At 72.4% G+C, this 11,473-nt stretch carries 11 protein-coding genes; 7 read left to right on the top strand and 4 right to left on the bottom strand.

The genetic code is table 11. The features are described from left to right. Nucleotides 1-11 precede the first annotated feature (11 nt). The gene (locus tag ACWD5Q_RS16865) at nucleotides 12-1,667 is read right to left on the bottom strand and encodes an FAD-binding dehydrogenase (RefSeq protein WP_451427761.1); all 1,656 of its coding nucleotides are present in this window, start codon (nucleotides 1,665-1,667) and stop codon (nucleotides 12-14) included. A 250-nt stretch (nucleotides 1,668-1,917) separates the two neighbouring features. Between ACWD5Q_RS16865 and ACWD5Q_RS16860 the strand changes: the two genes are divergently transcribed. The 6 genes from ACWD5Q_RS16860 (at nucleotide 1,918) to ACWD5Q_RS16835 (ending at nucleotide 6,805) form a co-directional block, all read left to right on the top strand. After that, nucleotides 1,918-2,811: a DMT family transporter gene (locus ACWD5Q_RS16860; RefSeq protein ID WP_451427760.1), complete on the top strand. Its 894-nt coding sequence runs from the start codon at nucleotides 1,918-1,920 to the stop codon at nucleotides 2,809-2,811. Nucleotides 2,812-2,908: 97 nt separating this feature from the next. Beyond that, on the top strand, nucleotides 2,909-3,427 hold the full coding sequence (locus ACWD5Q_RS16855; protein ID WP_451427759.1) for an NUDIX hydrolase: 519 nt from the start codon (nucleotides 2,909-2,911) through the stop codon (nucleotides 3,425-3,427). Between the two features lie 88 nt (nucleotides 3,428-3,515). After that, nucleotides 3,516-3,908: a YidH family protein gene (locus ACWD5Q_RS16850; RefSeq protein WP_451427758.1), complete on the top strand. Its 393-nt coding sequence runs from the start codon at nucleotides 3,516-3,518 to the stop codon at nucleotides 3,906-3,908. After that, on the top strand, nucleotides 3,905-4,228 hold the full coding sequence (locus tag ACWD5Q_RS16845) for a DUF202 domain-containing protein (RefSeq protein WP_451427757.1): 324 nt from the start codon (nucleotides 3,905-3,907) through the stop codon (nucleotides 4,226-4,228). The genes ACWD5Q_RS16850 and ACWD5Q_RS16845 overlap by 4 nt, the downstream gene beginning before the upstream one ends. Nucleotides 4,229-4,561: 333 nt before the next feature. Next, entirely contained in the window at nucleotides 4,562-5,584 is a 1,023-nt protein-coding gene (locus tag ACWD5Q_RS16840) for a phosphotransferase family protein (RefSeq protein WP_451427756.1), read from the top strand. Nucleotides 5,585-5,590: 6 nt separating this feature from the next. Next, nucleotides 5,591-6,805, top strand: a complete 1,215-nt coding sequence (locus ACWD5Q_RS16835; protein WP_451427755.1) for an acyl-CoA dehydrogenase family protein — start codon at nucleotides 5,591-5,593, stop codon at nucleotides 6,803-6,805. Nucleotides 6,806-6,860: 55 nt separating this feature from the next. On the opposite strand, the gene ACWD5Q_RS16830 is transcribed toward ACWD5Q_RS16835, so the two are convergent. From ACWD5Q_RS16830 to ACWD5Q_RS16820, 3 genes are read right to left on the bottom strand one after another with little or no spacing between them, the layout of a single operon-like run. Next, nucleotides 6,861-7,454, bottom strand: coding sequence for a TetR/AcrR family transcriptional regulator (locus tag ACWD5Q_RS16830; protein ID WP_451427754.1), 594 nt, complete (start codon nucleotides 7,452-7,454; stop codon nucleotides 6,861-6,863). Nucleotides 7,455-7,491: 37 nt separating this feature from the next. Further along, complete coding sequence (locus tag ACWD5Q_RS16825) at nucleotides 7,492-9,150, bottom strand: class I adenylate-forming enzyme family protein (protein ID WP_451427753.1); 1,659 nt, start codon at nucleotides 9,148-9,150, stop codon at nucleotides 7,492-7,494. Next, nucleotides 9,147-9,911: an SDR family oxidoreductase gene (locus ACWD5Q_RS16820; protein WP_451427752.1), complete on the bottom strand. Its 765-nt coding sequence runs from the start codon at nucleotides 9,909-9,911 to the stop codon at nucleotides 9,147-9,149. The genes ACWD5Q_RS16825 and ACWD5Q_RS16820 overlap by 4 nt, the downstream gene beginning before the upstream one ends. 174 nt (nucleotides 9,912-10,085) lie before the next feature. On the opposite strand from ACWD5Q_RS16820, the gene ACWD5Q_RS16815 reads away from it, so the two are divergent. After that, a complete protein-coding gene (locus tag ACWD5Q_RS16815) occupies nucleotides 10,086-11,333 on the top strand; it encodes an exo-beta-N-acetylmuramidase NamZ family protein (protein WP_451427751.1) in 1,248 nt (415 codons plus the stop codon). The last annotated feature ends 140 nt before the right edge of the window (nucleotides 11,334-11,473 follow it).

Below are 11,473 nucleotides of genomic sequence, written 5' to 3'. Positions count from 1 at the left end.
GAAAACGCCCCCTACCCGATCGCCCTGGCCGCCGCGCGTCCGGCCGTGCGCCCCGAGAACAGGCAGCCGCCGAGGAAGGTGCCCTCGAGGGAGCGGTAACCGTGCACCCCGCCCCCGCCGAAGCCCGCCGCCTCCCCGGCCGCGTACACCCCCGCGAGCGGGTCGCCGCCCTCCGTCAGCACCCGGGAGGAGAGATCGGTCTCCAGACCGCCGAGCGTCTTGCGGGTGAGGATGTTCAGCCGCACCGCGATCAGCGGGCCCGCCGCGGGGTCGAGGATGCGGTGCGGGGCGGCCGTGCGGATCAGCCGGTCGCCGAGGAAGCGGCGCGCCCCGCGGATCGCCGTCACCTGGAGGTCCTTGGTGAAGGGGTTCAGGATCTCCCGGTCGCGCGCGACGATCTCGTGGCGCAGTTCGGCCTCGTCGATGAGCGGCTCCTCGGTGAGCGCGTTCATGCCGCGCACCAGCGCCCCCAGGTCCTTCTCCACGACGAAGTCGGCACCGTGCTCCATGAACGCCCTGACCGGCCCGGGCACATCCGCGCGGGCCCGTCCGAGCACGTCCCGGACCGACTTGCCGGTCAGGTCGGGGTTCTGCTCGGAGCCGGACAGCGCGAACTCCTTACCGATGATCTTCTGGTCGAGCACGAACCACGTGTGGTCGTACCCGGTCCGCATGATGTGTTCGAGGGTGCCGAGGGTGTCGAAGCCGGGGAAGAGCGGGACGGGCAGGCGCCGGCCGCGGGCGTCGAGCCAGAGGGAGGACGGGCCCGGCAGGATGCGGATGCCGTGGTTCTCCCAGACGGGGTTCCAGTTGTTCAGGCCCTCGGTGTAGTGCCACATGCGGTCGCGGTTGATCAGGCGGGCGCCCGCCCCCTCGGCGACGCCGAGCATCTTTCCGTCGACGTGCGCGGGCACGCCGGAGACCATCCGCTCCGGCGGGCCCCCGAGCCGCTTCGGCCAGTTGGCGCGGACCAGGTCGTGGTTGCCGCCGATGCCGCCCGAGGTGATGACCACCGCCTGCGCCCGGAACTCGAAGGCCCCGGTGACCGTGCGGCTGCTGGCCTTGCCCCGCGCCGCGTCCGAGGGTTCCAGGACCTCCCCGGTGACGGTGTCGACCGCGCCCGCGCTGCGCGAGAGGCCGGTGACCCGGTGACGGAACCTCAGCTGGACGAGTCCGCGCGCGACGCCGGCCCGCACCCGCCGTACGAACGGTGCGATCACCCCGGGGCCGGTCCCCCAGGTGATGTGGAAGCGGGGGACGGAGTTGCCGTGGCCGGTGGCGTCGTACCCGCCGCGCTCGGCCCAGCCGACCACGGGGAAGAAACGGACGCCCTGCCGGTGCAGCCAGGCCCGCTTCTCACCGGCCGCGAAGTCGACGTACGCGTGCGCCCACTTGCGCGGCCAGTGGTCCTCGGGGCGGTCGAAGGCGGCAGTGCCCATCCAGTCCTGCAGGGCCAGGGCGTGGCTGTCCTTGATCCGCAGCCGGCGCTGCTCCGGCGAGTCGACGAGGAAGAGGCCGCCGAAGGACCAGAACGCCTGGCCGCCCATCGACTGCTCGGGCTCCTGGTCCAGCAGGATCACCTTCCGCCCCGCGTCCACCAGTTCCGCGGTCGCGGTGAGCCCGGCGAGGCCCGCCCCGATCACGATGACATCAGCGTCGTAGGCCATGGGCCCGTTCCTCTCGCCGTGACGACCAGTCGGTTTGGGGTTACCGACGGGTCAGATCCTTCGGCAGGAGGAGTGACGGCGTCAACCGCCCGTTTCCGGGTACGCGGCGCCGTCCGCACGCTTCCGCGCGGGCCGTCACCCACGGGCGGGCCCTGCCCGGATGCGGCCAAGCAGGGGCGGGCCCCCGCCCGGGGCGTTACAGTCGGCGTGATACGCATCCCGTGGCCCCGCTGAATCATCGAGGTACAGCGTGTCGGTACTGGTTCTCGCCCTCGCCGTGAGCGCGGCCTTCTGCCTCGGCACCGGGTTCGTGCTGCAGCAGAACGCCGCACAGCGGGCGCCGTTGAGCGACTTCCTCTCCCCCCGGCTGCTGCTGGACCTGATGAAGATGCCCCGCTGGCTCGGCGGTATCGGCCTGATGGTGGTCGGCATGGCCCTCAGCGCCGTCGCGCTGGCGCACGGCGAGATCTCCCTGGTCGAGCCGCTCGTCGCCACGAACCTGCTGTTCGCGCTGGCCGAGTCCCGCCGGCAGACCAGGCAGCCGCTGGGCCGCCAGGGATGGGCGGGGCTCGGGCTGCTCGCCGGTGGTGTCACGGCGTTCATCGTGGCGGGCCGCCCCGGCGCGGGCGTCGCGGTCACGGATCCCCTGCGGCACTGGCTGATCATCGGTGTCATGGTGGGCCTGGCGCTGCTGCTGACGACGTATGCGAAGAAGTCGCGGCTGATCATCGGGCCGGTGCTGCTCGGCCTGGCGGCGGGACTGCTGTACGGCGTGCAGGACGCGCTGACCCGGGTCAGCGGACAGCGGCTCACGGCGGGCGGCTGGACGGAGTTCATCACGGGCTGGCAGCCCTACGGTGTGCTGGTGCTCGGGGTGACGGGGCTGATCCTGGTGCAGAGCGCGTTCGAGACGGCTCCGCTGCGGATGTCCCTGCCGGCGTTGACCGCCGCCCAGCCGCTGGCCGGGATCGTGTGCGGGGTGGGCTTTCTCGGCGACCGGCTGCACACCGACACCGGCGCGCTGGCCTGGGAGGCGGCGGGGCTCGCGGGGATCGTCTTCGGCATCGTGCTGCTCGGCCTGCACCCGGCGATGCCCCGGGGGACGGCGGAGCCGGAACGGGAGAGAGACCTTCAGCCGGGGTGAGGCCCCGGCGGTGCTTCGGCCGCGCGCCCGGGGTGGGACGGCGCCGGGTGCCGGGCCCGGCCGGGCGGCCGGCGGTTCCGGCTGTTTGGATGGGCCCATGAGTGCCGCTGACGAACTCCTCGACATCGTGGACGAGAACGACAGGGTCATCGGGCAGTCGCCGCGCGGTGAGGCGTACGCGCGCGGGCTGCGCCACCGGTGCGTGTTCATCCAGGCACGGGACGGCGAGGGGCGGGTCTTCGTCCATCGCCGCACCCCCACCAAGCTGGTGTTCCCCTCCCTGTACGACATGTTCGTCGGCGGAGTGGTCGGCGCCGGCGAGAGCTACGACGACGCCGCCCTGCGGGAGGCGGAGGAGGAACTCGGCGTCAGCGGGCTGCCCCGGCCCGAGCCGCTGTTCAGGTTCCTGTACGACGACGGCGCCGGACGGTCCTGGTGGTCCGCGGTCTACCAGGTCCGCTGCGATCTGCCCGTCAGCCCCCAGGCCGAGGAGGTCGCCTGGCACGCCTTCCTGCCGGAGGAGGAGGTGGAGCGCCGGCTGTCCGGCTGGGAGTGGGTCCCGGACGGCCTGGCCGCCTACGCCCGGCTCAAGGAGCACCGCCGGTCGATGGCCTGACCCGCCCGCCCGCGTCGGCGGGCGGCCCGGGCCGTGCCCGTCACCGCCGCTCCGAATCCTCCGGGGGCGGACCGGTAGGGTCCTGCACGTGAGCGAATTCGTGCGGAACGTCCGGCTGTGGTTCGCGCCCCAGGAGATCCGGCAGGAAGGCCGTACACCCGACTACCGCTTCTCACTGGCCAACGAGCGCACCTTCCTGGCCTGGCTGCGCACCGCGCTGGCGCTGATCGGCGGGGGCTTCGCCGTGGACCAGTTCCTGCCGGGCCTGCGCTGGGCCTGGCGGGCCGGGCTCGCCCTGGGGCTGCTCGCCGCCGGAGTCCTAAGCGCGCTGCGTGCCGTCAACCACTGGGTGCGCTGCGAACGGGCGATGCGGCGCGGCGAGGACCTTCCCCCGTCCCGGTTCCCGGCACTGCTGAGCATCGCCATCGCGGTGGTGGCGGTCGCGATGGTCGTGATCGTCCTCTTCGGCTGGGCAGGATGAGCGTCCCGGCCCCGGAGCGCGACCCGGGACTCCAGCCGGAACGCACCCGCCTCGCCTGGCGCCGCACCACCCTGTCGTGCACGGTGGCCGCCGTTCTGGCCGCGAAGACGGCGCTGCACGACCGGACGGCGGCCGGCTTGGCCGTGGTCACCCTGTGCGGGCTGCTCTGGCTCGGCTTCCTGGTCGTCGCCCATCGGCGCATCCATGCCCTGTCCACCGCGGAAGCCGGCGACCCGCCCCGCCTCCCACCCCGGCTCGCCACCGCCGCGACCCTCTGCACGGCCGCCCTCGCGCTGTGCGCGGCCGCACTGGTGTTCTGAGCGCGCGCGAAGAACGCCCGCGGGCGGAATTCCGTGGCGGAACGGGGCACCCCGGCCACCGCGAGCCCGTTGCCGACTGGCAGGCTGACACCGACCTGAGGGCCCCTGGACCGTCTGTCCGCCTTCCATGACATGGCCGTCGTGAACGGCGGACAGACGGTGGCCCGCCACGCTGGAGAGCGCGGCGGCGCATCGCCGCCGGGGGCCGTCTCCCGGCCCGTCGGCGCCACGACGCGTGCGTGGCGCCGATCACGTTCACGCCGCATACTGGACGGCATACCGACCGGTCGGCATCATGATGCAGGTCCCGTTCTCGCGCGCGTAGGAGCCATCATGAGCCCAGACCACCCGCCAGGTCTCGATCTCGACCGGTTGCGCGGCCTGCTCGACGCCGAGCGGCCCGGCCTGGTGAGCGGCCCCCTGACCGGCCGGCTGATCGAGGGCGGGCGGTCGAACCTCACGTACGCCGTCACGGACGGTAACGCCCGGTGGGTCGTCCGCCGCCCCCCGCTCGGACATGTCCTGGCCACCGCGCACGACATGAAGCGCGAGCACCGGGTGATCAGCGCGCTGCACCCGACGGCGGTCCCGGTGCCGCGCCCGGTGCTGCTGTGCGAGGACGACTCGGTCCTGGGCGCGCCGTTCTATGTGATGGACTTCGTCGAGGGCACGCCCTACCGCACCGCGGAGCAACTGGCCCCGCTCGGCCCCCAGCGGACCCGGGACGCGATCCTCGGCCTGGTGGACACCCTGGTGGAACTGCACGCGGTGGACCCCGGCGAGGTGGGACTCGCCGGCTTCGGCCGCCCCGACGGCTTCCTGGACCGGCAGCTGCGCCGCTGGGGCAAGCAGCTCGACGCCTCCCGCAACCGCGAGCTGCCCGGCATCGACGAACTGCACGCGGCGCTCGGCCGCGCGCTGCCCGCCTCGCCCGCACCCACCGTGATCCACGGCGACTACCGCCTGGACAACGTGCTGCTCGGCGACGACGACCGGATCACCGCCATCCTCGACTGGGAGATGTCCACGCTCGGCGACCCGCTCACCGACGTCGGCCTGCTGGTGATGTACAGCGTGCCCCTGCGGCTGCCGGACTCCCCCATCTCCACGACCGCCACGGCCCCGGGACACCCGGACCCGGCCGAGCTGATCGAGCGGTACGCCGCCCGCTCGGGGCGCGACCTCACCGCCGTCTCCTGGTACACGGCCTTCGCCTGGTTCAAGCTCGCCGTGATCCTCGAAGGCATCCACTACCGCTACACCCTCGGCCAGACGGTCGGACGGGGCTTCGACCGCATCGGCGAGCTGGTGCCCGTCTTCATCGAGCACGGCCTGACCACCCTCCAGGAAGGCTGATCCGCCATGGACTTCGCGTTCGACGCGCGCACCGAGGAACTGCGCGCCAAACTGCTCACCTTCATGGACGAGCACGTCTACCCGGCGGAGGCCCTCGCCGAGGAACAGCGCGCACAGCTCGCCTCGCCCTGGGACACCCCCGCGATCGTCGAGGAGCTCAAGGCCGAGGCCCGTCGGCAGGGTCTGTGGAACCTGTTCCTGCCGGACGCCGAGTACGGCGCCGGGCTCACCAACCTCCAGTACGCCCCGCTCGCCGAGATCACCGGCCGTTCCCCGCACCTCGCACCCACCGCGCTGAACTGCGCGGCGCCCGACACGGGCAACATGGAGGTGCTCGCCCAGTTCGGCGACGAGCGGCAGAAGAAGCAGTGGCTGGAGCCGTTGCTCGCCGGGGAGATCCGGTCGGCGTTCGCGATGACGGAGCCGGAGGTGGCCTCCTCGGACGCCACCAACATCACCACGCACATCGAACGGGACGGCGACCAGTACGTCGTCACCGGCCGCAAGTGGTACATCTCCGGGGCGATGAACCCGGACTGCAGGATCTTCATCGTGATGGGCAAGACGGACCCGGACGGACCCGACATCCGCCGTCAGCAGTCGATGGTGCTGGTCCCGCGCGACACCCCCGGTGTGCACGTCAAGCGCGCGATGCAGGTCTACGGCTACGAGGACCACTCCCACGGCGGCCACGCCGAGGTCGTCTTCGACCACGCGCGCGTGCCGGTGTCCCACCTGATCGGCGAGGAGGGCGGCGGCTTCGCCATCGCGCAGGCGCGGCTCGGTCCGGGCCGTATCCACCACTGCATGCGGCTGATCGGCATGGCCGAGCGGGCGATCGAGCTGATGTGCCGGCGGGCCGTCTCCCGTACCGCGTTCGGCAAGGCGCTGGCCCAGCAGGGTGTCGTGCACAACTGGATCGCCGACGCGCGCGTGGCCGTGGAGCAGCTGCGGCTGCTGGTGCTGAAGACCGCGTGGATGATGGACACGGTCGGCAACCGGGGCGCCCACACCGAGATCCAGGCCATCAAGATCGCCACCCCGCGCACGGTCGTCGACATCATCGACAAGGCGGTCCAGTTGCACGGCGCGGGCGGGGTGAGCCAGGACTTCCCGCTGGCGGAACTGTGGGCGGCGGCCCGCACCCTGCGGCTCGCGGACGGCCCGGACGAGGTGCACCAGCGGTCCCTGGCGCGCCGGGAGCTGAAGAAGTACGTGTGAGACACGCGTGAGGGGCGGCCGTGGAGAGGGCCGCCCCTCGCGCACGCACGCAGACTCAGGGCCGCAGCGCCCGCAGCAGCAGGTCCGCGAGGTGGTCGGCGACCTGCTGGGGGCTGAGCGGTCCGCCGGGGCGGTACCAGGTCGACAGGTGGTGCACCGAGCCGAAGTGGTAGTCGACCACGAGGTCGGCGGGCGTGGCGGTGGAGAACACACCCTCCTTCTGGCCCTCCTCGATCAGCGCGCGGAACCGCTCGTGGTAGCGGCGCCGCTCGGCGCGTACCTGCTTGTTCTTCTCCGGGCTCAGGTGGTGCATGGACCGGAAGAAGATCATCGCGTCGTCGAGGTTCTCGATCGTGGTGACGACGACGTCCGCGGCGGCGTCCCGCAGCCGCTTCTCGACCGGCGCGTCGGCGTTCGCGAAGGCGTCGAGGCGCTCCTGCTGGACGCGCAGCACGCGCGCGTACACCTCGTGCAGCAGATCGTCCTTGGAGCCGAAGTAGTGGTACAGCGCCCCCTTGGTGACGCCGGCCGCCTCGACGATCTCCTGCACGGACGTGCGGTCGTACCCCTGGTCGGCGAAGAGCCGGGTGGCGGCGGCCAGCAGCCGTTGCGGGACGGGCATACCGTCCCCGTCCGTCGTTCTGGGCACTGCCGCCACCTGCCTTTCCTCGATGTCTACCGGGTGTCTACCGGATCGTCTGTGATCGGGAACGCAGTTCCCGACGGAGGATCTTGCCACTCGTCGTTTTCGGCAGGTCCGGCAGGATCTCCACCTGGCGCGGGTACTTGTAGGCGGCCAGTCTTTCCCGGCAGTACGCGGCGAGCGCGTCCGGGTCCGTCTCGGCGCCCGGACGGAGGCTGATGTACGCCTTCACGGTCTCCCCCCGGTAGCCGTCCTGCACCCCGACGACGGCGGCCTCGCGCACCGCCGGATGGGTGTAGAGGACGTCCTCGACCTCGCGCGGCCACACCTTGAAGCCGGACGCGTTGATCATGTCCTTCTTGCGGTCGACGACGTACAGCCAGCCCCGCTCGTCCATGAAGCCGATGTCCCCGGTGCGCAGTTCCCCGTCCGGGAAGGTCTCGGCGGTGGCGTCGGGCCGCCCCCAGTAGCCGGGCACGACCTGCGGCCCCCGGACGACGATCTCGCCCTGCTCGCCGAACGGCACCTCCCGCCCCTGGTCGTCGACGATGCGGACGACCGTGTCGGGGCCCGGTGCGCCGACGGCCAGCGTCCCGGAGACGGGGTCCACGGGGGCCTCCCGGCCCGGTGGCACGGAGGCGCAGGGCGCGGTGCACTCGGTGAGGCCGTAGCCGTTGCGGATGTACGGCCCGAAACCGGCCCGGAACGTCTCCACCAGGGCGGGCGGCAGCGGGGCTCCGCCGGAGGAGATGACCGTGAAGGAGGAGAAGTGGTCCGGGGTGGCGGACGGGTGGGCGGCCAGCGCCATGAAGGCCGTCGACGGGCCCACGGTGTAGTGGGGCCGGTGCTCGGTGAACGCGTCGAGGACGACGCCCGGGTCGAACCGGTAGGCGAGGACGAGCGTGCCCCCGCTGGTGAGGCAGGCCGCCAGTTCGCACACCATGCCGGTGATGTGGAACAGGGGCGCCAGCGCGAAGTAGACCGGCACCTCGGGCAGTCCCAGTCCGGTCCGCTGCCGCTCGGCGTTGTACATGACGTTGCCGTGCGTGTTGGTGGCGCCCTTGGGGGTTCCGCTGGTGCCGGAGGTGTAGCTGATCAGCGCGATGCCGGTGGGGGCCGGGTCGCGGCCCTCGGGCGCCGGGTGGCCCTGCCGGGCGACGGCCACGAGGTCGTCCGCGTCGGCGGCCGGCTCCGCCCGCTCGAAGGTGAGCACGCGCGCGTCGCCCCGGGTCTGGAGGTCCAGCTCGCAGGCGGTGAGGACGATGCGGACCGGCGAGCCCACGGCCGTGTCACGCAGATACGCCTCCCACGCGCGGTCGGCGCACACCAGGGCGCTCACCTCGGCGTCCTTCAGGACGTGGGTGACCTCGCCCGACTTGTACATCGGGTTGACGGGCACGACGGTCGCGCCCGCCTTCCAGGCTCCCAGCAGGGCGATCACGAAGTGCGGGGAGTTCTGGAGCATGATCGCGACCCGGTCCCCGGGCTCCAGGCCGCGGGCGGCGAGGTGCCCGGCGACCGAGTCGCTGAGGTCGTTCAGTTCCGCGTAGCTGATGCGCCCGTCGAAGTAGGCGAGGGCGGTACGGTCCCCGGGGACCGTGCGCAGGGCGTGCACCAGGGAGTCGGCGGGGCGGACGGGGGCGCGCTGGATGTCGTCGAGCAGGGCGAGCCAGGGCTTGGCGGCGTAACGGGAGGTGCTCACCGGGCGGACTCCCACTTCTGCTGGAGGTGGTTCATCTGCGTCAGCCAGCGGTCCGGTTCGGTGGCGCGCGCCTGGTAGTACGCGGCGACCTCGGGGTGCGGCAGGATCAGGAACCGGTCCTTGGCGATGCCCTCGATGAGCGCGTCGGCGACGTCCGCCGGGTCGATCGCGGTCGGGGCGAGCACCAGTTCGCCGGCGCTGCCGGAGGCGGTCAGCATGTCGGTGCGCACACCCTGGGGGCAGATCGCGTGGACCTTGAGGCCACGGTGCCGGTAGGTCAGCGAGAGCCACTCGGCGAAGGCGTAGGCGCCGTGCTTGGTGACGCTGTACGGGGCGGCGCCGATCATGGTGAGCAGTCCGGCGGCCGAGACGGTGGAGACGAACCGGCCCTCGCCGCGCTCCAGCCAGGCGGGCAGCAGGGCCCGGGCGGCGCGGACGTGCGCCATGACGTTGACGTCCCAGGCCTGCGCCCACACCTCCTCGTCGGCGGCCTCGGTGCCGCCGGAGCCGACGCCCGCGTTGGCGCAGTAGACGTCGACGGTGCCGCCGAGGGCGTCCCGCGCCTCGGCCACGATCGCGGAGGCGTCGCCCGGGACCGCGATGCCGCCGATCTCGTCGGCCACGGCCTTCGCCCGTCCGGCGTCCAGATCGTTGACGACGACCCGCGCCCCCTCGGCAGCGAAGCGGCGGGCCAGGGCGGCCCCGATCCCGCCGCCCGCCCCGGTGACGACCACTCCCGCATCCTGCACGGCTTCCACCATCGGTCTCCTTCGACGCGACGCGACTGGGCTCTGCTGCAGTCGGCCCTGCTGCAGTCGGCCCGGCTCTTCGGCTCTGCTGCGAGCATCAGACTAACTAGTCGGTATGTAACGAGGGAAGGGCCTCTTCCGATGGCGCGTGCGCATGACAGTTCCGTCGATCACGGAGGTCACCGCATGACACTGTCCCGACGGGGGCTGCTCACCGCGACCACGGCGACAGCCGTGTCGCTCTCGGCACCCACCGCGTCCGCAGCGCCCGCCGACGCGCGCGGCGGACACCTGCGTACCGGTTTCGAACGGCTGGCGGCGGACGGCTACGCGTTGCTGGACGGCCGACGGGCCGGGGTGGTCACCAATCCGACCGGTGTGACCCGGGACCTGCGCCACATCGTCGACGTGATGCACGCGGACCGCCGGGTGAACCTGGTCGCGGTCTTCGGCCCCGAGCACGGTTTCCGCGGCACCGCCCAGGCGGGCGGCTCGGAGGGCCGCTACGACGATCCGGCGACCGGACTGCCCGTGTACGACACCTACGGCAAGAGCGGACAGGCGCTCGCGGACGTCTTCACGGCGTCCGGCGTCGACACGGTCGTCTTCGACATCCAGGATGTCGGGGCCCGCTTCTACACCTACATCTGGACGCTGTACGACTGCATGGAGGCGGCGCAGCGCGCGGGCAAGCGGTTCCTGGTCCTGGACCGGCCCAATCCCGTGACCGGGCGGGACGCCCAGGGACCGGTGCTGCACCGGGAGTTCGCGAGCTTCGTGGGACGGCAGCCGGTCGCCCAGGCGCACGGTATGACGGTGGCGGAGCTGGCGCGGCTGTTCAACGGGGAGTTCCTGAGCACGCCGGTCCCGCTGGAGACCGTCCTGATGACGGGCTGGCAGCGGTCGGACTTCTACGACGCCGCCGGCCTGCCCTGGGTGCCGCCGAGCCCCAACATGCCGACACCCGACACCGCGCTGGTCTACTCGGGAACCTGTCTGTTCGAGGGCACCGACCTCTCGGAGGGGCGCGGCACCACCCGACCCTTCGAACTGCTCGGCGCCGAGGGCATCGACGGGCGGTGGGCGGCCGAGGTGGAGCGACTGCGCCTGCCCGGGGCGCACTTCAGGGAGGCGTACTTCGCGCCCGCGTTCTCCAAGTTCCAGGGGAAGACCGTCGGGGGCGTGCAGATCCATGTGCACGACTGGGCCGCCTACGACCCCGTACGCACCGGGATCGCGCTGCTCGTGACCGCCAGGACGGTGTGGAGCGGCTTCGCCTGGCGCCCCGACAACTGGATCGACAAGCTCACCGGGTCCGCGCGGGTGCGCACGATGATCGACGCGGGCGCGACGGCCGACGAGGTCGTGGCCGCGTGGCAGGAGGAGCTGCGCGCCTTCCGGCGGGTCCGCGGGGAGTACCTCGTCTACGGATGAGTCCTGACGCAGGGCCGGGAACCGGCGCAGGTGGTGCCGGCGGCGCCGTCGCACAGGGTCGCGTTGGCCGCCGGGTTGCCGCCCGAGCCGTGGAAGTCGGAGAAGGCGGCCGTCTGGTTGACGTACACCCCGCCGGTCAG

The organism is Streptomyces sp. NPDC002513, from assembly GCF_053595355.1.
Note: the sequence above shows the minus strand (reverse complement) of the source record. Positions and strands in the feature narration are given on the sequence as shown.